Raw genomic sequence first — 26,379 nt, forward strand, 5'->3', positions numbered from 1 at the left:
TTTAATTATATATCAAATAATTACGTCGCATTTTTTTGTAAGCATCTATGTCGTCTTTCCAAGTGGCTTTAATTTCATCTTCTGTTAAGCCAGATTCAATTTGTTGTTGTAATTTCTCGGTTCCTGCATGCGTAGTGAAGTTAGAGGTATTAAAAACTTTTGACTTATCTAAAGCATGGTTAAAAGCATCTATAACATACTTTAAAGTAAAACTGCGCTCTACTTTTATTTCAGATAAATCAACACCATAACAAGTTTCATTCTGGTGCTTTGGGTACTTAGAGCCAAAATTTGCAACAGGTGTATAGCTATATTTAAAATGATTTTTGTCTAAAAATGGTGCGCCAAAACGTTGAAACTGAAATTCTGTACCTCTTCCTGCATTAATATTTGTACCTTCAAACAAACCTAAACTAGGATATAATACTATTGATTGGTCGTTAGGTAAATTTGGTGAAGGTCTTATAGGTAAGCTATATGTGCTATCATGCTTGTAATTTTTCATTTCAATAATTGTAATGTCACAAGTTTTACCGTTAGTAAGCCAAGCTTCACCATTAATCATTTTTGCGTATTCCCCAATGGTCATACCATGAATTAAAGGAATAGGGTGCATTCCTAAAAAGCTACTGTGCTTTTTTTCTAAAACAGGACCATCTATATAATTGCCATTTGGATTAGGCCGATCTAAAATTAATAATGGAATATTTTGCTCGGCACAAGCTTCCATTATATAGTGTAATGTAGAAATATAAGTGTAAAAACGTACTCCAACATCTTGTATGTCAAAAACCAAAATATCTACATCTTTAAGATGCGACGCCGTTGGTTTTTTATGTTTGCCATGTAACGAATAAACAGGTAGCCCTGTTTTGGTGTCCATACCATCTTTTACTAATTCACCAGCGTCTGCTGTGCCTCTAAAACCATGCTCTGGGGCAAAGACGTTTTTGATATTAATATTTAAATGTAGTAAAGAATCTACAATATGAGTATAAGAAAGATCATGAGGAGTTTCAATATTTTTAAAAATAACACTTGTCTGATTTGCAACTACAGCTACACGTTTTTCTTTTAATAAAGGTAGGTATAACTCAGTTCTATTTGCTGCTACAATAATGTTTTCTTCTTGCATTGTTGTATTGAATGTGTCATGCTGAGCTTGAGTAAAGGCAGTTGAAGTATCTGTGTTTACTGACATTTTACCTTTAGAGTCGCCTGCTTCAGACTTAATTCTATTTCCACAAGAAAATGTAAGGAAGCATATCCCAATAATTATCGAGAATAAAACTGTATTTTTGACATCCTTTAAAAGCATAGAGTAGGTTTGAATTTTGAGTTATTTATAGCTAAACGTATAATTGGTAATAAAACGTATAAAAGTAGTGTTTCGGCACCAATAATTAAAATTGGTATCGCAGCAATTGCTATTGGTATTATTGTAATGCTTATTGCCATTGCAACAGGTTTGGGTTTACAGCAAAAAATTAGAGATAAAGTTGTGGCTTTTAACGGCCATATAGAAATTACTAATTATGATACAAATGCTTCGGACGAATCTCAAGTACCAATTTCAATTAACCAAGAGTTTTATCCTAATTTTGATGATGTAGAAGGCGTAAAACATATACAAGGAGTCGCTACAAAATTTGCTGTAATTAGAACTGAAACCAATTTTGAAGGTGTTGTTGTAAAAGGAGTAGGAGCCGACTATAATTGGGACTATTTTAAAGAATTTTTAGTTGAAGGACGATTACCTGATTTTACACAAAAGCAAAATGAGGAAATTTTAATCTCTAAATACCTAGCAAATCGTTTAGAATTTAAAGTTGGAGATAAATTTCAAACCTTATTTGGAAACCCATTAAATGATAGACCACGTATTATTAATTATGAAATTGTGGGCATATATAATTCTGGATTTCAAGAATTAGATGCCAAATTTTGTATTGCAGATTTAAGACACATACAGCGTATTAATAAATGGGAAGCTGACGAAATAGGAAGTTTTGAAGTTTTTATTGATGATTTTTCTCAAGTTGAAGAAAAAGCAGTTGAGGTATTTAAATCGGTTCCTTCAGTATTGAATGCAACATCTATCACACGAAAATATTATACCGTTTTTGAATGGATTAAGATTTTTGATAACAATACCTACGGCATCATAGTTATTATGATTGTTGTTGCTGGTATAAATATGATTACAGCCTTATTAGTTCTAATCTTAGAACGTACAGCCATGATAGGGATTTTAAAAGCTTTAGGAAGTTCAAATTGGACAATTAGAAAGGTGTTTCTTTATAACGCGTCTTACTTAATTGGTTTAGGTTTACTTTGGGGAAATATTATTGGTTTAGGAGTGTTATTTGCTCAGAAGTATTTAAAATTATTTCCTCTAAATCCAGACACATACTATGTAAGTACTGCACCTGTTTATATTAGTTGGGATTATATTATACTGCTTAATATTGGCACATTTATAGTCTGTTTATTAATGCTATTAATTCCTTCAGTCATTATTTCTAAGATTTCGCCAGTTAAAGCTATACGATTTGATTAATATTCAGTTATAAGCATTAGAGGGGTACAGCTATAATTTTTTTATTAAAGACTAATCACTATAATAACGAACTTTTAACTTTATACTTTTAACTTTTCACTTATTTTTGCAATCTGAAAAATTACTATGGACTACGCAGAAAATATATTAGGTACAATAGGAAATACACCATTAGTTAAAATGAATAAACTAGTGGAAGATTTACCTTGTTTAGTACTTGCTAAATACGAAACTTTTAACCCAGGAAATTCAGTTAAAGACCGTATGGCTTTGCAGATGATTGAAGATGCAGAAGCAGATGGACGATTGAAGCCTGGAGGAACAATCATTGAAGGGACATCTGGAAACACAGGCATGGGATTGGCCTTAGCTGCTATAGTAAAAGGTTACAAATGTATTTTTGTAATGGCAGATAAACAATCTAAAGAAAAGGTAGATATTATGCGTGCTGTTGGTGCGGAAGTTATTGTATGTCCAACTGCAGTAGAACCAGATGATCCAAGAAGTTATTATTCTGTATCAAAACGATTAGGAGAGGAAACACCAAATTCATGGTATGTAAACCAATATGACAATCCAAGTAATGCCAAAGCGCATTACGAAAGTACAGGGCCAGAAATCTGGAAACAAACAGATGGCAAGATCACTCATTTTGTGGTTGGTGTTGGTACTGGTGGAACTATTTCTGGTGTCGGAAAATACCTAAAAGAACAAAACCCAAATATTAAAGTTTGGGGAGTAGATACTTATGGTTCGGTATTTAAAAAATATCATGAAACCGGAATTTTTGATGAAAATGAAATCTATCCTTACGTTACCGAAGGTATAGGAGAAGATATCTTACCAAAAAATGTGGATTTTGATATTATTGATGGCTTTACTAAGGTAACCGATAAAGATGCTTGTGTTTACACACAACGTTTGGCTAAGGAAGAAGGGATGTTTTTAGGGAATTCTGCAGGTTCTGCTATAAAAGGAGTATTGCAATTAAAAGAGCATTTTAAACCAGACGATGTTGTTGTGGTTTTATTTCATGATCATGGAAGTCGTTATGTTGGTAAAATGTTTAATGACGATTGGATGCGTGAGATGGGTTACATCGATTAACAAATTCCTGCGAAGGCAGGAATCTCATTATATAAAAAAAATCCTGATTTCATTATCAGGATTTTTTTTGTTTATCCCCCTTTTTAAAGGGTTAATCGTCACTATTTGCTTTATTTTCAGTTTAATAGTAATTAATTTAATGTTATTTCCTTCTTAATTCATCATAGTTGGCAGAAGCATTTACCTACCTTCACCCAAAAGGGAAACCAACTATAATGATAGATCTCAAAATAAATAAACCACAACCATTTTTACCGCTAAAAGATGTCACTATATATAATAGAGGAGAAGACATAAAAAGTATTATTAATGTACTAGAAGCAGGTAATCCTGTTTTAATTACTGAGTTTTATAATAACGGATCTGTATTGCTAAGTGGTTTACAAGAACATCTAAACAGAACATTACCTAATACATCATTTAAGGAGCAACGTGCATATCGTGCAGTTTATCATAAGCTTTCCAACCTTATAATTGTAGAAATTGAAAATCATAAACTAGTAGCAAAGAAGGCTCCTGTTGTTGGCTGGTTTAAAAAATTATATCCAGAAACGAGCGATTTTTTATTAACCCTTCCACAAGTACAAGGTTTAAACAGTGCTTGGCAGTGGTACACAAACGGGATAACAATACCAGGATTGCGAAATAAAATTCATCCGTATTATGGAACGTATTTTCCAACACGTTTCGAGCATTTAGAATTGTTTGATAATTGGTTAAAACGTTACAACGGTCCTAAAAAATCTGCAATAGATGTTGGCGTTGGTAGTGGTATTTTAGCATTACAAATGGTAAAGCATGGATTTCAAAAGGTTTTTGCAACAGATACAAATCCTAATGCTATAATTGGTTTAACAGAAATGATGGGAGATACCAAACTGTCTCGAAAAATAGAACTTGACTTTGGATCGCTTTTTGGCAAATGGAAAAATAAAACAGAACTCATTGTTTTTAATCCGCCTTGGTTAGCCGAAACACGAGGTTTAAATAATTTAGATGTAGCTATTTATTATAATGATACTTTGTTTTCAGACTTTTTTCAAGCCGCAAAGCAAATGTTATTGCCAGATGGAAAGTTGGTACTTATCTTCTCTAATTTTGCACAAATTACAGGTGTAGCCAAATCCAATCCTATTGAACAAGAAATTGCTAAGGGTGGACGGTTTCAATTAGAAAAGTGTTATAAGAAAAACGTTAAAAAAGGATCAGAAAAAACAAAGCGTAGCTTACAGTATAGAGAAACTGAAGAAGTAGAGCTTTGGGTGTTAACGCATGTTTAATGGGCGGTTTTGTTATTGATGCTATAATTAGAACCGAATTTATAGCGATACAAAATACGGTTAAAATGCTTTTAAGGCCATTGTAACATGTTTGTTTCTTAGACTTTAGGTCTTTTTTAAGTATTGAAATTTAGAATTATTTTTCTATTTTTAGTATATGCAAGAAGACTTCCTTCATTATATATGGAAACACAAATCTTTTGATACATCTTTGTTAAAAACAACAAAAGGTGAGTCTATTGCTATTGCTAATTTAGGACAACACAATCATAATGCTGGTCCAGATTTCTTCAACGCACAAATAAGTATTGCTAATCAGCTTTGGGCTGGTAATGTCGAGATTCATATAAAATCTTCAGATTGGTATGTGCACAATCATGAAGTTGATAGGGCTTATGATAATGTTATTCTTCATGTCGTTTGGGAACACGATACCCAAATCTTTAGAAAAGATAATTCAGAAATTCCAACCTTAGAATTAAAGCATTACGTTGATAAAAGTTTAGTCAATAATTATCAAAAACTCATGCAATCTAAATCATGGATTAATTGCGAAACAAGTTTCTCTGAGCTGGATGATTTTTTACTCTATAATTGGTTAGAGCGCTTATATATAGAACGTTTAGAGCGAAAATCTGAAGAGATTCAATATTTATTAAACTCTTCTCATAACAATTGGGAAGCCGTTTTGTTTAAAATGCTAACTAAAAATTTTGGACTTAAAGTAAATGGCGAATCGTTTTTAAGTTTAGCTCATTCGTTTAAGTTTTCAATAGTAAGAAAACTTCAAAAGGATATTTTAGATTTAGAAGCTTTATTTTTTGGACAAGCAAAACTACTTAATGACGATGTGCAAGAGGCGTATTATTTAAATCTTCAAAAACGGTATCAGTTTTTAAAACAAAAATTCAAACTAACACATCAAGGAGTGTTGCCATTACAGTTTTTTAGGTTAAGGCCATCAAATTTCCCAACTGTTAGACTATCGCAATTAGCAATGCTTTATTACGTAAATACGAGCTTATTTTCAGAAATTATAACAGCAAAAACCAAAGAAGACGTTTATAACCTGTTTAATATTGAGACATCTGAATTTTGGAAATCGCATTATACCTTTTCTAAAAAGTCTAAGACTTCAAAAAAAGCATTATCTAAATCATTTATAGATTTATTAATCATTAATACTATAATTCCTTTGCAATTTAGTTATGCTAAAGTGCAAGGAAAACCAATAGAGGATCATGTGTTTGATTTTATGAAACAAATGAATGCTGAAAAAAATAGTATTGTCTCTAAGTTCTTGGATTTAAAACCTATAGAGAAAACAGCATTGACTTCACAAGCCTTGTTACAGTTGAAGCAAAATTATTGTGATAAAAATAAGTGCTTACAATGTGCAATAGGTAATCGTCTAATCGTGAAATATTAACTAACTTGCAGTATGAAATGGTTCTATAATCTATTATTATACTTTCAAAAGCGAGGTTATTACGTTTGCCAACGTATTGCAGACCGTTTGGGAATTAGAGCTAAAATTGTGAGAACGTCTTTTATGTATCTCACTTTCGTAACCGTTGGTTTTGGTTTTGCATTATATTTATTCTTAGCCTTTTGGATGCGAATTAAAGATATCGTTTATACCAAACGTTCTTCAGTCTTCGATTTATAATTACATAATATTAAATGGATAATCCGCTTTTAAGACTTTATAGATCTAAAATTTACACAGCTGTAATGATGCTGGTATTTTTATTGTGTATTGGAGTTTTAGGGTATAGATTTATCTCCGGTTATCAATGGCTTGATGCTATTTATATGACTGTAATAACTGTAACCACTGTTGGTTTTGCAGAAGTCATCCCTCTTGATCCACAATCTAAGATCTTTACTATTTTTTTAATTTTAACTAGTGTAGTCATTGTTGGTTATGCAATTTCAATCATCACGGATTATATTCTCAGTAGAAATAATTTTGAAGACATAAAACAACGTAAAATGCAAAAGAAAATTGATGCGATGTCTAACCATATTATTATTTGTGGTTATGGACGAAATGGAAAACAAGCTGCTAAAAAACTATTAGCTTATGATAAACCTTTTGTAATTATTGAAAGAGATAAAGAGATTATTGAAAAGTTTCAAGAAAATAATATTCCTTTCGTATTTGGAAATGCTAATGAAGATGAAGTACTTTTTGAAGCTGGTATCGAAAAAGCAAGTACTCTAATTAGTGCCCTACCAAGTGATGCCGATAATTTGTTTGTGGTACTTTCTGCACGACAAATTAATTCAAAACTCACCATAATTAGTAGAGCTTCAGAGGAAACATCTTATAATAAATTAAAGTTAGCTGGTGCCAATAATGTCATTTTGCCAGATAGAATTGGTGGTGACCATATGGCGTCTTTAGTTGTGATTCCTGATTTAATTGAGTTTATTGATAATTTAGGTGTTGTTGGCGAGCGTAATATTAATATTGAAGAAATTAAAGTAGAACAACTTTATAATATTAATGAAGTAAAAACAATTAGAGATTTAGATTTACGTCGTAAAACAGGTTGTACTGTCATTGGATTTAAAGATGATAAAGGCGACTATATTGTTAATCCTGAAGCAGAAACTAAATTAATTGCCGGCTCAAAAATCATTGTTTTAGGACGACCAGAACAGATTATAAAATTGAATTCTCAGTACAATATTGAATGATCAATACATTCATTTTATGAGTCTATACTTTACAAGCTCATTTTTTTTTTGCATCTTGTCATCTTTAAAATGCAATAACTAACCATTAAACTAACTAATAACTATAACTCATGAAGAAATATCTTCTATCAATTTTTACAATTTTATTACCGTTTTTGACTTTCGCACAAGAATCAACTTCCGAAAAAATTGATGCTATTTTTAAGGATTACACAGGCTGGTTTGTTGATGCTATTTTTTACGAAATTTCATTTTCAGAAACTTATAAAATTCCTTGGGTACTTATCGTGCTAATTGGTGGAGCATTGTTTTTTACTATTTATTTTAAATTTATCAATATCACAGGTTTTAGAATGGCTATTAGAGTTGTTAGAGGGCAGTATGAAGATATTGAAAAGCATGGTGCAGATACCTTATATGGAGATAATACAGCCAATGAAGGTGAAAATATAATTGAAACCATGAGAGATGATGGTGCAGACGGTGAAGTGTCGCACTTTCAGGCTTTAACAGCGGCATTATCTGCTACTGTAGGTTTAGGGAATATTGCTGGTGTAGCTGTAGCCTTGTCTATTGGTGGTCCTGGAGCAACATTTTGGATGATTGTTGCGGGTCTGTTAGGTATGGCTTCAAAATTTGCAGAATGTACACTTGGTGTAAAATATAGAGATGTTGGTGAAGATGGTACCGTTTATGGTGGTCCAATGTATTACTTAACCAAAGGATTAAAATCTAAAGGTATGGGTGGTTTTGGAAAAGTGCTAGCTGTACTATTTGCCATATTTGTAATAGGTGGATCTTTTGGAGGTGGAAATATGTTCCAAGCCAATCAAGCTGCTGCACAATTTGTTAAAGTATTTGATCTAGATCCAGCGTCTAATGCAGGTATGTATTTTGGAATTGTTATGGCTATACTTGTAGCTGTTGTTATTATTGGAGGAATTAAGCGTATCGCTAAAGTTACTGAAAAAGTAGTACCATTTATGGCTGGTATATATGTCTTGGCTTCCTTAATTATATTAGGAGCGAATTTTAGCTTAATCGACGATGCTTTTGCATTGATATATGAAGGAGCATTCTCAGGATTGGGAATAGCAGGTGGACTTGTTGGTGTGATGATTCAAGGTATTAGAAGAGGAGCTTTCTCTAACGAAGCAGGTGTTGGGTCTGCTGCAATTGCACATTCAGCTGTTCGTACAAAATATCCAGCATCTGAAGGAATTGTTGCCCTTTTAGAACCTTTTGTAGATACCGTTGTAATTTGTACAATGACTGCGTTAGTAATTGTAATTACTAATTTTGATGGTGGTTTTATGGAATATGGTGTTGAGATAAAAGAAGGTGTAGAAATTACAGCAACAGCTTTTGATTCTGTAATTCCACATTTCTCAATTATATTGACAATTGCAGTAATTTTATTTGCATTTTCAACTATGATTTCTTGGTCGTACTACGGTATGCAAGGTTGGGTATTTTTATTCGGAAAAGGTAAAGTATCAGATTTAGCTTATAAAGTGTTGTTTTTATTCTTTGTTGTAGTAGGAGCTTCTATTAGTTTAGGTGCTGTTATTAACTTCTCAGATGCTATGATTTTTGCAATGGTAGTGCCAAACATTATTGGTGTTGTAATTCTATCTCCAATTATTAAAATGGAATTAAAGAAATACTATAAAGCAATTAATGTTAAAGAAGAAGCTATTGAAGAAGGAGCAGATGATCTAAATGAAATATTATAAATAAACACTAATCTCATATGAAATCCCATTTCCAGTTTTCTAATCAACAACGGAATGGGATTTTTTTGTTGTTGATAATTATAATCATTGGTCAATGTATATATTGGTTTGCGCCAAATAGTTTTGCAAATTCAAATAAGGATGTTGCCGAAAACCAGCAACAATTAGACGCTTTTAAAAAAGAATTAGATGCGCTCCGTTTGGTTGAAATAGAGAATAGTAAACCAAAAATATATCCTTTCAATCCCAATTATATTACAGATTATAAAGGCTATACTTTAGGAATGAGCAATGAAGAAATCGATAGACTTCATAAATTTAGAGAAAGCAATCAATGGATAAATTCTGCTAAAGATTTTCAGAATGTAACAAAGGTGTCAGATTCCTTTTTAGCCGTTATTTCGCCTTATTTTAAGTTTCCAAGCTGGGTAACTAATCCTAAACCTAAGCCTTCATATCATAATAATACCTATTCAAATTCTAATAAGCCTAAAACCTATGCTCAGAAAATAGATTTGAATATAGCAACAGCAAGCCAATTAAAAAAAATCTATGGAGTAGGCGATAAGCTAGCAGAGCGTATTATCACATACCGAAATAAATTTAAAGGAGGATTTGTTTCAGATATCCAATTAAGTGAGGTTTATGGCCTGTCGCCAGAAGTTATTGAGCGTATCCAAAACGATTTTACCGTAAAAACACCAAGGACGATTAAGAAGTTTAATTTAAATACTGCCACTAGAGATGAGTTGGTTACCATTCAATATATAGGTTATGAAGTCGCTAACAATATTATTGAAGAACGAACACTGAGGGAGGGTTTTAAATCTTTAGATGATTTGTTAAAGGTTGAAGATTTTCCTATTAAAAAAATCGAGATAATTAAGCTATATTTGTATCTCTAATAAACAACAATACATGTCTAATTTATATTTTACTGAAGAGCACAATTTATTTAGGGAAAGCCTTAGAGAATTCTTAAAAAAGGAAGTTGTGCCACATATTGATAAATGGGAAGAAACAGGTCGTATAGAACGTTTCATCTGGAAGAAATTTGGAGATATGGGGTATTTTGGTCTTGCAACACCCGAAAATTATGGAGGGTTAGATTTAGATTTATTTTATACCGTAATTTTTCTTGAAGAAATGCAACGTATTAACTCTGGTGGTTTTGCTGCAGCAATGTGGGCACATGCTTATTTAGCGATGACGCATCTTAATAAAGAAGGAAATCACGAGCAAAAAGAAAAATATTTAAAACCAAGTGCATTAGGTGATGCTATAGGATGTCTTTGTATTACTGAGCCTTTTGGCGGAAGTGATGTTGCAGGTATGCGCACAACTGCGGTTAAAAAAGGAGATACTTATGTAATTAATGGATCTAAAACCTTTATAACTAATGGTGTGTATAGTGACTATTTAGTAGTTGCTGCTAAAACTAATCCAGAATTAGGCAATAAAGGCATTAGTATTTTTGTAATGGATAGAGATACACCAGGTATTTCGGCAACCAAGTTAGATAAGTTAGGTTGGAGAGCTTCTGATACAGGTGAGATTGCTTTTGATAATGTCGTAATTCCGGCTTCAAATTTAATGGGAGAAGAAGGACAAGGATTTCCATATATAATGCAACATTTTTCTTTAGAAAGATTAATCATGGGAGTTAACTCACATGCAAGAGCAGAATACGCTTTAGAATACGCAAAGCAATATATGTCAGAAAGAACAGCTTTCGGTAGAACTATAGATAAATTTCAGGCTTTAAGGCATACGTATGCAGATTGCGAAACACAAATGGAAATTTGTAAGCAATTTAATTATTACGTCGCTAAACGATTAGATATGGGAGATTATGTAGTTAAAGAAGCTACAATGTCTAAATTACAGTCTACAAAAATGGCAGACGATGTTATTTACCAATGCCTTCAATTTTTAGGAGGTTATGGTTACATGGAAGAATATCCATTGGCACGTATGTCTAGAGATAGTCGTTTAGGGCCAATTGGAGGAGGAACTTCAGAGATACTTAAAGAAATTATTGCGAAGATGGTAATTGATAATAAGGATTATAAACCAGCGACTTAATAGTTGAATCAAAATATATAAATTGAATCCTACATTAGTGTAGGATTTTTTTTGTTTCAATATTCTCTATTTAATTATAACTATTAGTTATATTTAATGCTAATCAAAAAAAATGAATGAGCCTTAAATCTTTTTCTGAGTACTTACTATTAGAGAAAAAATATTCTAAGCATACAGTGTTGGCTTATTCAAGAGATATTGAAAATTTTCAAGACTTTTTAAAGCAACACCATAATTCAACAGATCTAACTTTGGCCGGTTATTCTGAAATAAGGCAATGGATCGTAAGTTTAGTAGATCGAGATATTTCTAACAGAACAATAAATAGAAAAGTATCCTCACTTAATACATATTATAAATTTCTACTAAAAACAGAAGATATTAATATAAACCCTTTAAAACAGCATAAAGCTTTAAAAGTGGGGAAGAAGGTGCAACTTCCCTTTTCAGAACAAGAACTAAAATTAGTTCTCGAAAACGCTATTGAAGTAAATGATTTTGAAAGTGCCCGAGACCATTTAATTATAGAATTGTTTTATGCTACAGGGATTAGACGTATTGAGCTCGTAAATATTAAGTTAAAAGATATCGATAAAGGAAATAATCAAATAAAAGTTTTGGGTAAGCGTAACAAAGAGCGTTATATACCATTAATAAATAGATTGGTTAAGTCCATAGACCGCTACTTAAGATACAGGGCTGATTTACCTATAGTTGAAGATAAAGAGATGCTTTTTCTAACAAAAAAAGGTCTTAAAATTTATGAAAAGCTTGTTTACAGAATAATTAATAAGTATTTTAGTGAAGCATCTTCAAAAGCAAAATGTAGTCCACATGTATTAAGACATTCATTTGCTACACACTTATTAAATCAAGGTGCCGATTTAAATGCAGTAAAAGAACTTTTAGGACATACAAGTTTAGCAGCAACTCAAGTTTATACACATAGTAGTATGGCAGAATTAAAAAAAGTATATGCAAAGGCACATCCAAGAAACCAACGTTAAGCTTAGGCTTAAATATTTATAAATCAGTGTTAAACGAAAATATTTTAACACGCAAGTTTAACTTAAATTAAAAAACATGAAAGTAAACACCCAATCCGTAAACTTTACAGCAGATAGTAAGCTAATAGATTTTATTCAGAAACGTATGGATAAATTAGATATGTTCTATGATAAAATAATTCAATCCGATGTTTATTTAAAAGTTGAGAATACAAGTGATAAAGAAAATAAAATATTTGAAGTAAAATTAAGTGTGCCAGGAGATAGTTTTGTAGTAAAAAAACAATGCAAATCGTTTGAAGAGGGCGCCGATGCTGCGATTGCGTCATTAGGAAGACAAATTAAAAAACGAAAGGAAAAATTAAGAGCACACAGTTAGATAAAATTTTTTTAAAAAATGTTTTGATTAAATAAATATTATCTTACATTTGCAGTCCGTTAGAAATAGCGGACTTTTTTTCGGTCAGATTTTGATAGTAAAAAAGTGAGAAAAAGCCGATGTAGCTCAGCTGGCTAGAGCAGCTGATTTGTAATCAGCAGGTCGTGGGTTCGAGTCCCTCCATCGGCTCTTTAAAAGTTTGGTTTTTGTTAGAAAAAGAAAGCTTTTAATTAATTGAAATATTGAATTTAATTTTGGGGAGATACTCAAGCGGCCAACGAGGACAGACTGTAAATCTGTTGGTTTTACCTTCGCAGGTTCGAATCCTGCTCTCCCCACAAATAATTTTTGAAAAGTTGTGAAAATGTTTATTTTTGCAGGCTGTAATTAAAAATTATATGGATTGGGTCATCAATCCGGAATTATCTAGCGAAGTGAGATAGTTCAAAATTAAATATGAAAATTTGAAATATTGAAAACCATTAATTGGGTAAAACTAATTAAAAATGCGAGAGTAGCTCAGTTGGTAGAGCGTCAGCCTTCCAAGCTGAATGTCGCCGGTTCGAACCCGGTCTCTCGCTCTAAAATTCCTGCGAAGGCAGTGTCTCATACTCTGAGGTGAGAATTTAAGCACTTTACGCCGGTGTAGCTCAGGGGTAGAGCGTTTCCTTGGTAAGGAAGAGGTCACGAGTTCAAATCTCGTCATTGGCTCTTTTTTCTGGGTCCAGAATATAAATAACAATTGAACACTAATATTAAACAAGAATAAAATAAATTAAACATGGCAAAGGCAACTTTCGATCGTTCAAAACCACACTTAAACATTGGTACTATTGGGCACGTAGATCACGGTAAAACAACTTTAACTGCTGCTATTACTAAAGTATTAGCTGATGCAGGTTTATCTGAAGCAAGATCATTTGATCAAATTGATAATGCACCAGAAGAAAAAGAAAGAGGTATAACAATTAATACTTCTCACGTAGAATATGCAACTGCTAATCGTCACTACGCTCACGTTGACTGTCCAGGTCACGCGGATTACGTAAAGAACATGGTTACTGGTGCTGCACAGATGGATGGTGCTATTTTAGTTGTTGCTGCAACAGATGGTCCTATGCCACAAACACGTGAGCACATCTTACTTGGTCGCCAGGTAGGAATTCCTCGTATCGTTGTATTCATGAATAAAGTGGATATGGTTGATGATGAAGAGTTATTAGAATTAGTTGAAATGGAAATCAGAGATTTATTATCATTCTACGAATATGATGGTGATAATGGTCCTGTAGTAGCAGGTTCTGCTTTAGGTGCACTTAACGGTGAGCAAAAGTGGGTTGATACTGTAATGGAATTAATGAATCAAGTTGATGCTTGGATCGAAGAGCCAGAAAGAGATATGGATAAGCCTTTCTTGATGCCTATCGAGGATGTATTCTCTATTACTGGTCGTGGTACTGTTGCAACTGGTCGTATTGAAACAGGTGTAGCTAACACAGGTGATCCAGTTGAGATTATCGGTATGGGTGCTGAGAAATTAACATCTACTATTACTGGTATTGAAATGTTCCGTCAAATCTTAGATAGAGGTGAAGCTGGTGATAACGCTGGTATCTTATTAAGAGGTATTGAGAAGTCTCAAATTTCTAGAGGTATGGTAATCGTTAAGCCAGGTTCTGTAACACCACACTCTAAATTTAAAGCTGAGGTTTATATCCTTAAGAAAGAAGAAGGTGGACGTCACACTCCATTCCATAATAACTACCGTCCACAGTTCTACGTACGTACAACTGACGTAACTGGAAACATTGCGCTTCCTGATGGAGTTGAAATGGTAATGCCAGGTGATAACTTAACAATTACTGTTGAGTTGATTAACACAATTGCAATGAACGTAGGTTTACGTTTCGCTATCCGTGAAGGTGGTAGAACAGTTGGTGCTGGTCAGGTTACTGAGATATTAGACTAAATAATATAGTTAAATAATTAATTAAGGTGTCTCGATATTTCGGGATGCCTTGATTATTGTTTACGGGTTTAGCTCAGTTGGTAGAGCACTGGTCTCCAAAACCAGGTGTCGTGAGTTCGAGTCTCTCAACCCGTGCAAAATGTAAAATGGATTATTTATAATCCTTTAATAAAGTAAATTATCAAATGGCAGGATTAATAACATATATAAAAGAATCGTTTGAGGAGTTAAAGAATAATGTGTCATGGACTCCATGGCCAGAAGCTCAAAGATTAACGGTTATTGTAGCTGTGTTTTCAATTATTTTTTCACTAGCTATTTGGGGAGTTGATACTGTTTTTAGTAAGGCAGTAAAAGCTTACTTTGATTTGATTCACTAACAACAAATATACAAGAAGAAGATGTCTGAAAAAAAATGGTATGTTGTTAGAGCAGTAAGTGGTCAAGAAAATAAAATCAAAGCCTATATCGAGAATGAAATTTCAAGATTAGGTTTAGAGGATTTTGTTGATCAGGTTTTAGTACCAACAGAAAAAGTTATTCAAATCCGTAATGGAAAAAAAATAAACAAAGAAAAAGTTTATTTTCCTGGCTATATAATGGTTCAAGCTAATTTAAGTGGTGAGATTCCTCATATAATTAAATCCATTACAAATGTTATAGGTTTCCTAGGTGAAACAAAAGGTGGTGATCCTGTGCCATTAAGACAATCTGAAGTAAACAGAATGTTAGGTAAAGTAGATGAATTGTCTGTTGAAGCAGATGCTAATGTTGCAATTCCATTTACAAAAGGAGAAACTGTCAAGGTTATTGACGGTCCATTCAATGGTTTTGATGGAACTATTGAAAAAATTAATGAAGAAAAACGTAAGCTTGAAGTAATGGTGAAAATTTTTGGAAGAAAAACACCGTTAGAGTTAAGCTATATGCAAGTTGAAAAAGTTTAATAATTGTTACATAAAGAGCACTAATCTATGCTTCCAATATAGAGCGGTGTAATAAACATTAAGAAATGGCAAAAGAAATAGACAAAGTAGTTAAGCTACAAGTTCGGGGAGGTGCTGCGAATCCATCGCCACCGGTAGGACCCGCTTTAGGTGCCGCTGGAGTTAATATCATGGAGTTCTGTAAGCAGTTTAATGCGAGAACTCAAGATAAGCCAGGTAAAGTTTTACCTGTGGTAATCTCTGTTTACAAAGACAAATCATTTGAATTTGTAATCAAGACTCCACCAGCAGCAGTACAATTATTAGAAGCGGCCAAAGTAAAGAAAGGATCAGGAGAACCAAACCGACGTAAAGTAGCAAAAGTAACTTGGGATCAAGTTAAAACGATTGCTCAAGACAAAATGGTAGATTTAAATGCATTTGAAATCGGATCAGCTATGAAAATGGTTGCCGGTACAGCAAGATCTATGGGTATCACTGTTAAAGGAGGAGAAGCTCCAAACTAAATTTTTAGAAATGGCAAGATTAACAAAGAAGCAAAAAGAAGCAAGAGCAAAGGTTGATAATAACAAGATTTACTCTTTAGAAGAAGCTTCAGCTTTACTAAAAGAAATTACATACACAAAGTTTGATGCTTCTATCGATTTAGCAATCAGATTAGGTGTAGATCCACGTAAAGCCAATCAAATGGTACGTGGTGTAGTTTCATTACCACACGGTACAGGTAAAGATATGAAGGTTCTTGCGCTTGTAACTCCAGATAAAGAAGCAGAAGCTAAAGAAGCAGGAGCTGATTATGTTGGGTTAGATGAATACTTACAGAAAATTAAAGATGGTTGGACAGATGTTGACGTTATCGTTACTATGCCAAGCATTATGGGTAAGTTAGGACCATTAGGTAGAGTATTAGGACCAAGAGGTCTTATGCCAAACCCTAAAACAGGAACAGTAACTATGGATGTCGCTAAAGCAGTTGCAGAAGTAAAAGCTGGTAAAATAGATTTTAAAGTAGATAAAACAGGTATTGTACATGCACCAATAGGTAAAGCATCGTTTAGTACTGATAAAATTATTGGGAATGCTCAAGAATTGTTATCTACAATTATGAAATTAAAACCAACCGCTTCAAAAGGAACTTATGTAAAGAGCATTTATATGTCTAGTACTATGAGCCCAAGTATAGCAGTTGATACAAAAATAGGATAGTAGTTAAACTTAGAATATTATGACAAGAGAAGAAAAATCCCAAGTAATTGAAGAGTTGACTGCTCAATTGGCAGATAATACAAATATCTATTTAACTGATATTTCTGGATTAGATGCAGCAACAACTTCAAATTTAAGAAGAGCATGTTTCAAATCTAACATTAAGTTAGCTGTTGTAAAGAATACGCTTTTAGAGAAAGCAATGGAAGCATCGGACAAAGAATTCGGTGATTTACCTACAACTTTAAAAGGAAATACATCAGTAATGTATTCTGAAACAGGAAATGCTCCAGCTAAAGTAATTAAAGAATTCCGTAAAAAATCAGAGAAGCCTTTATTAAAAGGTGCTTTTATTGAGGAGTCTATTTACATTGGCGATGATTTATTAGATGCTTTAGTTGATATTAAGTCAAGAGAAGAGCTAATTGGCGAGATTGTAGGATTATTACAGTCACCTGCTAAGAACGTTATATCTGCGCTTAAATCTAGTGGTGGAACCATCGCAGGTATCGTTAAAACATTATCCGAAAGAGAAGGATAATAGTATTGAAATACACAATAGAAAATTAAATTATAACACACATTATTAAAAATTAGAAAAATGGCAGAATTAAAAGATTTCGCAGAACAATTAGTTAACTTAACAGTAAAAGAAGTTAACGAATTAGCAACTATATTAAAAGATGAGTACGGTATTGAGCCTGCTGCTGCTGCTGTAGCTATGGCTGGTCCTGCTGCAGGTGGTGGAGACGCTGCTGAAGAGCAAACTGAATTTGATGTTATCTTAAAAGCTGCTGGTGGTTCTAAATTAGCTGTAGTAAAGTTAGTTAAAGAATTAACTGGTTTAGGTTTAAAAGAAGCAAAAGGATTAGTTGATGATGCACCAAGTGCAATCAAAGAAGGTGTTTCTAAAGACGAAGCTGAAGGCTTAAAATCTTCTTTAGAAGAAGCTGGAGCTGAAGTTGAGCTTAAGTAAGCTTATCTTATCTACAATACAAGGTTTAGGTCTAGAGTCGTACTCTATGACCTAAACCATTTTGTGTATATAAACGTTATATGCATTTTTTAGTTTTTATTTAATAAAAATCTCGTTCATCAATGTTAGCAAAAAAGGCTGAAAGAATTAATTTCTCTTCTATTGTAAATAGGACAGATTACCCAGACTTTTTGGATATCCAAATTAAATCCTTCCAGGATTTTTTCCAATTAGAAACAAAGTCAGAAGAAAGAGGTACTGAAGGTTTGTACAACACCTTCATGGAGAACTTCCCAATAACAGATACGCGTAATCAATTCGTACTAGAATTTTTAGATTACTTTATAGATCCACCAAGATATTCTATCGAAGAATGTATCGAAAGAGGATTAACTTACAGTGTGCCTTTAAAAGCAAGATTGAAGTTGTATTGTACAGATCCAGAACATGAGGATTTCGAAACAATCGTTCAGGATGTATATTTAGGTACTATTCCTTATATGACACCAAGTGGTACATTTTGTATCAATGGTGCAGAACGTGTAGTAGTTTCTCAATTGCACAGATCACCTGGTGTATTTTTTAGCCAGTCGTTTCATGCTAATGGAACTAAATTATATTCTGCAAGAGTAATTCCTTTTAAAGGTTCTTGGATAGAATTTGCAACTGATATCAATCAAGTAATGTATGCTTACATTGATAGAAAGAAAAAATTACCAGTTACAACGCTTTTCCGTGCTATCGGTTTTGAGCGTGACAAAGATATTTTAGAGATTTTTGACCTTGCTGAAGAAGTTAAGGTTTCAAAATCTGGATTAAAGAAAGTTATCGGTCGTAAATTAGCTGCACGTGTATTGAATACATGGCATGAAGATTTCGTTGATGAAGATACAGGTGAAGTTGTATCTATTGAGCGTAACGAAATAGTATTAGATCGTGACACAATCATAGACAAAGATAATATTGAAGAAATTCTTGAAGCTGAAGTTAAAACTATTCTTTTACACAAAGAAAGTGCGCAACAAGGAGATTACGCAATCATTCATAATACATTACAGAAAGATCCAACAAACTCTGAAAAAGAAGCTGTTGAACATATCTACCGTCAATTACGTAATGCTGAGCCGCCAGATGAAGAAACTGCGCGTGGTATTATTGACAAGTTATTCTTCTCTGACCAACGTTACTCTTTAGGTGAAGTAGGTCGTTATAGAATGAACAAGAAATTACAGTTAGATATCGGAATGGATAAGCAAGTGCTTACTAAAGAAGATATCATAACAATCATAAAGTACTTAATTGAGCTTATCAATTCTAAAGCAGAGATTGATGATATTGATCACTTATCTAACCGTCGTGTACGTACAGTAGGTGAGCAGTTATCTTCTCAGTTTGGTGTTGGTTTAGCACGTATGGCACGTACTATCCGTGAACGTATGAACGTTCGTGATAACGAAGTATTTACTCCAATAGATTTAATTAATGCGAAGACTTTATCGTCTGTTATTAATTCATTCTTTGGAACAAATCAGCTGTCTCAATTTATGGACCAAACAAATCCTCTAGCAGAGATTACGCATAAGCGTCGTCTTTCAGCATTAGGACCAGGTGGTTTATCAAGAGAAAGAGCAGGTTTCGAAGTACGTGATGTTCACTATACACACTACGGACGTTTATGTCCTATTGAAACACCTGAAGGACCAAACATTGGTTTAATATCATCTTTATCTGTATTCTCTAAAGTAAATCCATTAGGATTTTTAGAAACACCATACAGAAAAGTAACAGATGGTGTTGTTGATATTAAAAATCAGCCTACGTATTTAAGTGCTGAAGAAGAAGAAGCAAAACTTATCGCTCAAGCAACTGTAAAAGTTGATGACGATGGTAAGATTTTAGATGAAAAAGTAATTGCTAGAATGGAAGGTGACTTCCCAGTAATCGATCCTAAGGAGCTTCATTATACAGATGTTGCACCTAATCAAATTACATCTATCTCTGCATCATTAATTCCATTCTTAGAACATGATGATGCCAACCGTGCATTAATGGGATCTAACATGATGCGTCAGGCTGTACCATTATTACGTCCTGAAGCACCAATTGTAGGAACTGGTTTAGAGCGTCAGGTAGCATCAGATTCTAGAGTATTGATTAATGCAGAAGGAGCTGGTACTGTTGAGTATGTAGATGCTGAAAAAATTACAATTAAGTACGAACGTACTGAAGAGGAAGCAATGGTTAGCTTTGATAGTGATACCAAAACGTATCCTTTAGTTAAATTTAGAAAAACAAACCAAGGAACGTCTATCAACTTAAAACCAATCGTAGAGAAAGGTGATAAAGTTGCTAAAGGACAAGTACTTTGTGAAGGTTATGCCACTGAAAATGGAGAATTAGCACTTGGTAGAAATATGAAAGTAGCCTTTATGCCTTGGAAAGGGTATAACTTTGAGGATGCGATTGTAATTTCTGAAAAAGTAGTTAGAGAAGATGTCTTTACATCTATTCATATTGATGAGTACTCATTAGAAGTTAGAGATACTAAATTAGGTAACGAAGAGTTAACTAATGATATTCCTAACGTTTCTGAAGAGGCAACTAAAGATTTAGATGAAAATGGTATGATTCGCATCGGTGCAGAAATCAAACCAGGTGATATTTTAATTGGTAAGATTACTCCAAAAGGAGAGTCTGATCCTACACCAGAAGAAAAACTTTTACGTGCTATTTTTGGTGACAAAGCTGGTGATGTAAAAGATGCGTCTTTAAAAGCATCTCCATCATTGAACGGTGTTGTAATTAATAAAAAATTATTTGCAAGAGCTGTAAAAGATAAGCGTAAGAGAGCACAAGATAAAGAGGATATCGAAAAATTAGAAGATGCTTATGATAATAGATTCGATGAACTTAAAAATGTTTTAGTTGAAAAACTATTCAACATTGTAAATGGTAAAACAGCTCAAGGTATTTATAACGATTTAGGAGAAGAAATTATTCCTAAAGGTAAAAAATATACCTTAAAGATGTTAAATGCTGTAGACGATTATACACATTTAACTTCAGGAAAATGGACTACTGATGACCATACAAATGAACTTGTTGCAGATTTAATCCATAATTATAAAATTAAGGAAAATGATCTTCAAGGAGCATTAAGACGTGAGAAGTTTACCGTTTCTGTAGGTGATGAATTACCAGCAGGAATTATCAAGTTGGCTAAGGTTTATATCGCTAAGAAACGTAAACTAAAAGTTGGTGATAAAATGGCGGGTCGTCACGGTAACAAAGGTATTGTTGCTCGTATCGTTCGTCAAGAAGATATGCCTTTCTTAGAAGATGGAACTCCAGTTGATATTGTATTAAATCCACTTGGTGTACCTTCTCGTATGAATATTGGTCAAATCTATGAAACTGTTTTAGGTTGGGCTGGTAAAGATTTAGGTAAAAAGTATGCAACACCAATTTTTGATGGTGCAACTTTAGAACAAATCAACGAGTATACTGACGAAGCAGGAATTCCAAGATTTGGTCATACATATCTATATGATGGTGGAACAGGTGATCGTTTTGATCAACCAGCAACAGTTGGTGTGATTTATATGATTAAGCTTGGTCACATGATTGATGATAAAATGCACGCACGTTCTATTGGACCATACTCATTAATTACACAACAACCATTAGGTGGTAAAGCACAATTTGGTGGTCAACGTTTTGGTGAGATGGAAGTATGGGCACTTGAGGCTTATGGAGCATCAAGCACATTACGTGAGATCTTAACTGTAAAATCAGATGATGTTATTGGTAGAGCTAAAACTTACGAAGCTATCGTTAAGGGAGAGCCAATGCCAGAACCAGGACTTCCAGAATCGTTCAACGTACTTATGCACGAATTGAAAGGTTTAGGATTGGATATTAGATTAGAAGAATAAATTAAGTCGGCAGTGGGCAGTCATCAGTAACAGTATTTAACTGTACAACTAATAAGACTGAAGACTGCAAACTGCAAACTGAAGACTATAATAACATGGCAAGAAGACAAGATAAGAATACAGTACAGAAATTTAATAAAATTTCTATAGGTTTAGCATCACCTGAGTCTGTTTTAGCAGCATCTCGAGGAGAGGTATTAAAGCCAGAAACTATTAATTATCGAACACACAAACCGGAACGTGATGGTTTGTTCTGTGAGCGTATTTTTGGTCCTGTAAAGGATTTTGAATGTGCTTGTGGTAAATATAAAAGAATACGTTACAAGGGCATCGTTTGTGACCGTTGTGGTGTAGAAGTAACAGAAAAGAAAGTACGTAGAGATCGCGTAGGTCACATTAATTTAGTGGTTCCTGTAGCGCATATCTGGTATTTCCGTTCGTTACCAAATAAAATAGGTTACCTTCTTGGATTACCATCTAAGAAATTAGATATGATAATCTATTATGAGCGTTACGTGGTTATTCAACCAGGTATTGCTATGAATGCTGAAGGTGAGCCAATTCAAAAAATGGATTTCTTAACAGAAGAAGAATATCTAAATATTTTAGAATCTATTCCTCAAGAAAACCAATATTTAGATGATACAGATCCTAACAAATTCATCGCTAAGATGGGTGCTGAGTGTCTTATTGATTTATTAGCTAGAATAGATTTAGATCAATTGTCTTACGATTTAAGACATAAAGCTAATAATGAAACATCTAAACAACGTAAAACAGAAGCTTTAAAACGTTTACAAGTTGTTGAAGCGTTTAGAGATTCAAACTTAAACAGAGAAAACAGACCTGAGTGGATGATTATGAAGGCTGTTCCTGTAATTCCACCAGAATTAAGACCTTTAGTGCCTTTAGATGGTGGTCGTTTTGCAACGTCAGATTTAAATGATTTATACCGTCGTGTAATTATCCGTAACAACCGTCTTAAAAGATTAGTTGAGATAAAAGCACCAGAAGTGATTTTACGTAATGAAAAACGTATGTTACAAGAATCAGTAGATTCATTATTTGATAACACACGTAAATCATCTGCAGTAAAAACAGATTCTAACAGACCATTAAAATCATTATCAGATTCACTTAAAGGTAAGCAAGGACGTTTCCGTCAAAACTTACTTGGTAAGCGTGTTGATTATTCTGCACGTTCTGTAATTGTTGTTGGACCAGAATTAAAATTATTTGAATGTGGATTGCCTAAAGGAATGGCAGCAGAACTTTATAAGCCTTTTATTATCAGAAAACTGATTGAAAGAGGAATTGTAAAAACTGTAAAATCTGCAAAGAAAATTATAGATAGAAAAGAACCTGTAGTTTGGGATATTTTAGAGAATGTTTTAAAAGGACATCCAGTACTTTTAAACCGTGCTCCTACCTTACACAGACTTGGTATACAAGCTTTCCAACCTAAACTTATTGAAGGTAAAGCAATTCAGTTACACCCATTAGTATGTACGGCTTTTAACGCCGATTTCGATGGTGACCAGATGGCTGTGCATTTACCATTAGGACCAGAAGCTATTTTAGAATGTCAACTTTTAATGTTGGCTTCACATAATATATTAAATCCAGCTAATGGATCTCCGGTTACTGTACCTTCTCAGGATATGGTACTTGGTTTATATTATATGACTAAGTTGCGTAAATCAGATGAAAACTATACTGTAAAAGGTGAAGGTTTAACATTCTATTCTCCAGAAGAAGTAACTATTGCTTATAATGAGAAGAAAGTTGATCTAAACGCTGGTATTAAAGTAAGAACTTACGACTTTAATGAAGAAGGTGAATTAACTAAGCAGATTATAGAAACAACTGTTGGTCGTGTACTTTTCAACGAAAAAGTACCAGCAGCAGCAGGATATATTAATGAGGTATTAACTAAAAAGTCTTTAAGAGAAATCATTCATGGTATTCTTAAAAAGACTAGTGTACCTGAAACTGCAGATTTCCTTGATGAAATTAAAACACTAGGATACAAATTTGCATTCCAAGGTGGATTATCATTTAGTTTAGGTGATATTATTATTCCTGCAGAGAAACAAGGAATGATTGATTCTGCAAACAAACAAGTTGATGGTATTATGGGTAACTATAATATGGGACTTATTACCAACAACGAACGTTATAATCAGGTTATTGATATTTGGACATCTACAAATGCAGAATTGACAGAATTGTCTATGAAACGTATTCGTGAAGACCAACAAGGATTTAACTCGGTGTTTATGATGCTTGATTCTGGAGCAAGGGGTTCTAAAGAACAAATTCGCCAGTTAACAGGTATGCGTGGATTAATGGCTAAGCCTAAAAAATCTACAGCAGCTGGTGGTGAAATTATTGAAAACCCAATTCTTTCTAACTTTAAAGAGGGACTTTCAATTTTAGAATACTTTATCTCTACTCACGGTGCACGTAAAGGACTTGCAGATACGGCTCTTAAAACTGCCGATGCTGGTTACTTAACACGTCGTTTGGTAGATGTATCTCAAGATGTAATTGTATATGAAGAAGATTGTGGTACATTAAGAGGTATCGAAGTTTCTGCACTTAAGAAAAACGAAGAAATCGTTGAAAGCTTAGAAGGTAGAATCGTTGGTAGAACATCACTTAATGATGTTTACAATCCATTAACTGAAGAGTTACTAGTAGAAGCTGGTGGTCATATTGATGATATCATTGCTAAGAAAATTGGAGACTCACCTCTTGATTCTATAGAAGTACGTTCTCCATTATCATGTGAAGCTAAAAAAGGTATCTGTGTGAAATGTTACGGTCGTAACTTGGCTACAGGTAAAATGGTACAACGTGGTGAAGCAGTTGGTGTAGTTGCAGCTCAGTCTATTGGTGAGCCTGGTACACAGTTAACATTACGTACATTCCACGTAGGTGGTATTGCAAGTAACATTTCTGAAGAGAATAAATTAACAGTTAAGTTTGATGGAATTGCAGAAATAGAAGATCTTAAAACTGTAAAATCTAAAGATAACGACGGAAATGAAGTTGATGTTGTTATTTCTAGAACATCAGAATTAAAATTAATGGATGCTAAAACAGGTATTGTTTTAAGTACTAATAATATTCCTTACGGTTCATTTATATATGTTAAGCCAGGAGACAAATTGAAGAAAGATGATGTTGTTTGTCAATGGGATCCATATAACGGTGTAATTATTTCAGAATTCGCAGGTCAGGTCAAGTATGAAAACATTGAACAAGGTGTAACATATCAAGTTGAAATTGATGAGCAAACTGGTTTCCAAGAGAAAGTAATTTCAGAATCTAGAAACAAGAAGTTAATACCAACATTATTAATTGAAGATAAGAAAGGTGAAACAATCCGTTCTTACAACTTACCAGTTGGTGCACACATAATGATTGATGATGGTGACAAGATTGATATCGGAAAGATCTTAGTTAAGATACCTCGTAAATCTGCAAAAGCAGGTGATATTACTGGTGGTCTTCCTCGTGTAACAGAATTATTTGAAGCACGTAACCCTTCTAATCCAGCTGTAGTAAGTGCAATTGATGGTGTAGTTTCTTTTGGTAAGATTAAGCGTGGTAACCGTGAGATTATTATCGAATCTAAATTAGGTGAGGTTAAAAAATATTTAGTGAAACTATCTAATCAGATTCTTGTTCAAGAAAATGATTATGTAAAAGCTGGTATGCCTTTATCTGATGGATCTATAACACCAAATGATATTCTTAACATTAAAGGCCCATCTGCGGTTCAACAATACTTAGTTAACGAAGTACAAGAAGTATATCGTTTACAAGGTGTAAAAATTAATGATAAGCATTTCGAAGTTGTTGTAAGACAAATGATGCGTAAAGTTAGAATCATAGATTCTGGTGATACAATTTTCTTAGAAAACCAATTAGTTCATAAATCAGATTTCATTGAAGAAAATGATAAAATTTTCGGAATGAAAGTGGTAGAAGATGCTGGTGATTCTCAGAATTTAAAATCTGGTCAAATAGTAACTGTTAGAGATTTAAGAGATGAAAACTCTAGTTTACGTAGAGAAGATAAAAATCTTGTAACTGCAAGAGACGCTAGTCCTGCGACAGCAACTCCAATATTACAAGGTATTACTAGAGCATCATTACAAACTAAGTCGTTTATATCTGCGGCATCGTTCCAAGAAACAACTAAAGTTCTTAACGAGGCAGCTGTAAATGGTAAGGTTGATTCACTAGAAGGACTTAAAGAAAATGTAATTGTAGGACACAGAATACCAGCAGGTACAGGTGTTAGAGAATACGAAAACATTATTGTTGGTTCTAAAGCAGAATTTAATGAAATGATGAAGGCTAAAGAAGAAATGAACTTTAATTAAATAAGACGCAGTTTTCACTAGCCGAAAGCAAAGTGAAAGCTGTAAGTCATTTATCCCGAACTGGATTCGAGATCTCATTAAATTGAGAA

21 protein-coding genes and 5 tRNA genes are annotated in these 26,379 nt (G+C 33.5%); 25 read left to right on the plus strand and 1 reads right to left on the minus strand.

The annotated features are described in order from the left end of the window. Position 1 precedes the first annotated feature (1 nt). On the minus strand, positions 2-1,318 hold the full coding sequence (locus tag VDP25_RS15295) for an exo-beta-N-acetylmuramidase NamZ family protein (RefSeq protein ID WP_334471238.1): 1,317 nt from the start codon (positions 1,316-1,318) through the stop codon (positions 2-4). Positions 1,319-1,327: 9 nt separating this feature from the next. On the opposite strand from VDP25_RS15295, the gene VDP25_RS15300 reads away from it, so the two are divergent. The 25 genes from VDP25_RS15300 (at position 1,328) to rpoC (ending at position 26,290) form a co-directional block, all read left to right on the plus strand. Then, complete coding sequence (locus VDP25_RS15300; RefSeq protein ID WP_334471239.1) at positions 1,328-2,560, plus strand: ABC transporter permease; 1,233 nt, start codon at positions 1,328-1,330, stop codon at positions 2,558-2,560. A 126-nt stretch (positions 2,561-2,686) separates the two neighbouring features. Further along, a complete protein-coding gene (locus VDP25_RS15305; RefSeq protein WP_334471240.1) occupies positions 2,687-3,667 on the plus strand; it encodes a PLP-dependent cysteine synthase family protein in 981 nt (326 codons plus the stop codon). Positions 3,668-3,834: 167 nt separating this feature from the next. Next, positions 3,835-4,947: a methyltransferase gene (locus VDP25_RS15310; protein WP_334471241.1), complete on the plus strand. Its 1,113-nt coding sequence runs from the start codon at positions 3,835-3,837 to the stop codon at positions 4,945-4,947. 157 nt (positions 4,948-5,104) lie between these two features. Further along, positions 5,105-6,376 carry a DUF2851 family protein gene (locus VDP25_RS15315; RefSeq protein ID WP_334471243.1) on the plus strand — a complete coding sequence of 424 codons (1,272 nt, stop codon included), beginning with the start codon at positions 5,105-5,107 and terminating at the stop codon, positions 6,374-6,376. A 12-nt stretch (positions 6,377-6,388) separates the two neighbouring features. Next, entirely contained in the window at positions 6,389-6,616 is a 228-nt protein-coding gene (locus VDP25_RS15320; RefSeq protein WP_215924728.1) for a PspC domain-containing protein, read from the plus strand. Positions 6,617-6,630: 14 nt separating this feature from the next. Next, the gene (locus VDP25_RS15325) at positions 6,631-7,653 is read left to right on the plus strand and encodes a potassium channel family protein (RefSeq protein ID WP_334471246.1); all 1,023 of its coding nucleotides are present in this window, start codon (positions 6,631-6,633) and stop codon (positions 7,651-7,653) included. Positions 7,654-7,763: 110 nt separating this feature from the next. Then, positions 7,764-9,389 carry an alanine/glycine:cation symporter family protein gene (locus VDP25_RS15330; protein WP_334471248.1) on the plus strand — a complete coding sequence of 542 codons (1,626 nt, stop codon included), beginning with the start codon at positions 7,764-7,766 and terminating at the stop codon, positions 9,387-9,389. A 17-nt stretch (positions 9,390-9,406) separates the two neighbouring features. Then, a complete protein-coding gene (locus VDP25_RS15335) occupies positions 9,407-10,294 on the plus strand; it encodes a ComEA family DNA-binding protein (protein WP_334471250.1) in 888 nt (295 codons plus the stop codon). A 13-nt stretch (positions 10,295-10,307) separates the two neighbouring features. Beyond that, positions 10,308-11,474 carry an acyl-CoA dehydrogenase family protein gene (locus VDP25_RS15340; protein ID WP_215924732.1) on the plus strand — a complete coding sequence of 389 codons (1,167 nt, stop codon included), beginning with the start codon at positions 10,308-10,310 and terminating at the stop codon, positions 11,472-11,474. A gap of 116 nt (positions 11,475-11,590) precedes the next feature. Further along, positions 11,591-12,481, plus strand: a complete 891-nt coding sequence (locus VDP25_RS15345) for a tyrosine-type recombinase/integrase (RefSeq protein ID WP_334471252.1) — start codon at positions 11,591-11,593, stop codon at positions 12,479-12,481. Between the two features lie 76 nt (positions 12,482-12,557). Beyond that, positions 12,558-12,860, plus strand: a complete 303-nt coding sequence (gene hpf / locus VDP25_RS15350; protein WP_215924734.1) for a ribosome hibernation-promoting factor, HPF/YfiA family — start codon at positions 12,558-12,560, stop codon at positions 12,858-12,860. 115 nt (positions 12,861-12,975) lie between these two features. After that, positions 12,976-13,049, plus strand: a tRNA-Thr gene (locus VDP25_RS15355). 67 nt (positions 13,050-13,116) lie between these two features. Further along, positions 13,117-13,198 (plus strand) — tRNA-Tyr (locus VDP25_RS15360). Between the two features lie 170 nt (positions 13,199-13,368). After that, positions 13,369-13,441 (plus strand) — tRNA-Gly (locus tag VDP25_RS15365). Between the two features lie 58 nt (positions 13,442-13,499). Continuing rightward, positions 13,500-13,571 (plus strand) — tRNA-Thr (locus VDP25_RS15370). A 70-nt stretch (positions 13,572-13,641) separates the two neighbouring features. After that, the gene (gene tuf, locus VDP25_RS15375) at positions 13,642-14,829 is read left to right on the plus strand and encodes an elongation factor Tu (protein ID WP_215924735.1); all 1,188 of its coding nucleotides are present in this window, start codon (positions 13,642-13,644) and stop codon (positions 14,827-14,829) included. A gap of 62 nt (positions 14,830-14,891) precedes the next feature. Further along, positions 14,892-14,964, plus strand: a tRNA-Trp gene (locus tag VDP25_RS15380). 50 nt (positions 14,965-15,014) lie between these two features. Then, positions 15,015-15,209 carry a preprotein translocase subunit SecE gene (gene secE / locus VDP25_RS15385; protein WP_215924736.1) on the plus strand — a complete coding sequence of 65 codons (195 nt, stop codon included), beginning with the start codon at positions 15,015-15,017 and terminating at the stop codon, positions 15,207-15,209. Positions 15,210-15,230: 21 nt separating this feature from the next. Continuing rightward, on the plus strand, positions 15,231-15,776 hold the full coding sequence (gene nusG / locus VDP25_RS15390) for a transcription termination/antitermination protein NusG (protein ID WP_215924737.1): 546 nt from the start codon (positions 15,231-15,233) through the stop codon (positions 15,774-15,776). Between the two features lie 65 nt (positions 15,777-15,841). After that, a complete protein-coding gene (rplK, locus tag VDP25_RS15395) occupies positions 15,842-16,282 on the plus strand; it encodes a 50S ribosomal protein L11 (RefSeq protein ID WP_115816382.1) in 441 nt (146 codons plus the stop codon). A gap of 10 nt (positions 16,283-16,292) precedes the next feature. After that, positions 16,293-16,982, plus strand: coding sequence for a 50S ribosomal protein L1 (gene rplA, locus VDP25_RS15400; RefSeq protein WP_215924738.1), 690 nt, complete (start codon positions 16,293-16,295; stop codon positions 16,980-16,982). A 19-nt stretch (positions 16,983-17,001) separates the two neighbouring features. After that, positions 17,002-17,523, plus strand: coding sequence for a 50S ribosomal protein L10 (gene rplJ / locus VDP25_RS15405; protein WP_334471257.1), 522 nt, complete (start codon positions 17,002-17,004; stop codon positions 17,521-17,523). Between the two features lie 60 nt (positions 17,524-17,583). Further along, entirely contained in the window at positions 17,584-17,958 is a 375-nt protein-coding gene (gene rplL / locus VDP25_RS15410; RefSeq protein ID WP_215924740.1) for a 50S ribosomal protein L7/L12, read from the plus strand. Between the two features lie 122 nt (positions 17,959-18,080). Beyond that, positions 18,081-21,893 (plus strand): DNA-directed RNA polymerase subunit beta, encoded by a 3,813-nt coding sequence (gene rpoB / locus VDP25_RS15415; protein ID WP_334471260.1) that lies wholly within the window; start codon positions 18,081-18,083, stop codon positions 21,891-21,893. Between the two features lie 95 nt (positions 21,894-21,988). Next, complete coding sequence (gene rpoC, locus VDP25_RS15420; protein WP_334471262.1) at positions 21,989-26,290, plus strand: DNA-directed RNA polymerase subunit beta'; 4,302 nt, start codon at positions 21,989-21,991, stop codon at positions 26,288-26,290. Positions 26,291-26,379 lie beyond the last annotated feature (89 nt).

It is taken from the genome of Winogradskyella sp. ECml5-4 (assembly GCF_036903175.1).
Taxonomy (GTDB): domain Bacteria; phylum Bacteroidota; class Bacteroidia; order Flavobacteriales; family Flavobacteriaceae; genus Winogradskyella; species Winogradskyella damuponensis.

What these genes read in the sequence shown, in the direction of transcription:
- VDP25_RS15295 (WP_334471238.1), bottom strand. Translation starts at nt 1,318, where the DNA reads ATGCTTTTAAAGGATGTCAAAAATACAGTTTTATTCTCGATAATTATT.
- VDP25_RS15305 (WP_334471240.1), top strand. Translation starts at nt 2,687, where the DNA reads ATGGACTACGCAGAAAATATATTAGGTACAATAGGAAATACACCATTA.
- VDP25_RS15315 (WP_334471243.1), top strand. Translation starts at nt 5,105, where the DNA reads ATGCAAGAAGACTTCCTTCATTATATATGGAAACACAAATCTTTTGAT.
- VDP25_RS15320 (WP_215924728.1), top strand. Translation starts at nt 6,389, where the DNA reads ATGAAATGGTTCTATAATCTATTATTATACTTTCAAAAGCGAGGTTAT.
- VDP25_RS15325 (WP_334471246.1), top strand. Translation starts at nt 6,631, where the DNA reads ATGGATAATCCGCTTTTAAGACTTTATAGATCTAAAATTTACACAGCT.
- VDP25_RS15330 (WP_334471248.1), top strand. Translation starts at nt 7,764, where the DNA reads ATGAAGAAATATCTTCTATCAATTTTTACAATTTTATTACCGTTTTTG.
- VDP25_RS15335 (WP_334471250.1), top strand. Translation starts at nt 9,407, where the DNA reads ATGAAATCCCATTTCCAGTTTTCTAATCAACAACGGAATGGGATTTTT.
- VDP25_RS15340 (WP_215924732.1), top strand. Translation starts at nt 10,308, where the DNA reads ATGTCTAATTTATATTTTACTGAAGAGCACAATTTATTTAGGGAAAGC.
- VDP25_RS15345 (WP_334471252.1), top strand. Translation starts at nt 11,591, where the DNA reads ATGAGCCTTAAATCTTTTTCTGAGTACTTACTATTAGAGAAAAAATAT.
- hpf (WP_215924734.1), top strand. Translation starts at nt 12,558, where the DNA reads ATGAAAGTAAACACCCAATCCGTAAACTTTACAGCAGATAGTAAGCTA.
- tuf (WP_215924735.1), top strand. Translation starts at nt 13,642, where the DNA reads ATGGCAAAGGCAACTTTCGATCGTTCAAAACCACACTTAAACATTGGT.
- secE (WP_215924736.1), top strand. Translation starts at nt 15,015, where the DNA reads ATGGCAGGATTAATAACATATATAAAAGAATCGTTTGAGGAGTTAAAG.
- nusG (WP_215924737.1), top strand. Translation starts at nt 15,231, where the DNA reads ATGTCTGAAAAAAAATGGTATGTTGTTAGAGCAGTAAGTGGTCAAGAA.
- rplK (WP_115816382.1), top strand. Translation starts at nt 15,842, where the DNA reads ATGGCAAAAGAAATAGACAAAGTAGTTAAGCTACAAGTTCGGGGAGGT.
- rplA (WP_215924738.1), top strand. Translation starts at nt 16,293, where the DNA reads ATGGCAAGATTAACAAAGAAGCAAAAAGAAGCAAGAGCAAAGGTTGAT.
- rplJ (WP_334471257.1), top strand. Translation starts at nt 17,002, where the DNA reads ATGACAAGAGAAGAAAAATCCCAAGTAATTGAAGAGTTGACTGCTCAA.
- rplL (WP_215924740.1), top strand. Translation starts at nt 17,584, where the DNA reads ATGGCAGAATTAAAAGATTTCGCAGAACAATTAGTTAACTTAACAGTA.
- rpoB (WP_334471260.1), top strand. Translation starts at nt 18,081, where the DNA reads ATGTTAGCAAAAAAGGCTGAAAGAATTAATTTCTCTTCTATTGTAAAT.
- rpoC (WP_334471262.1), top strand. Translation starts at nt 21,989, where the DNA reads ATGGCAAGAAGACAAGATAAGAATACAGTACAGAAATTTAATAAAATT.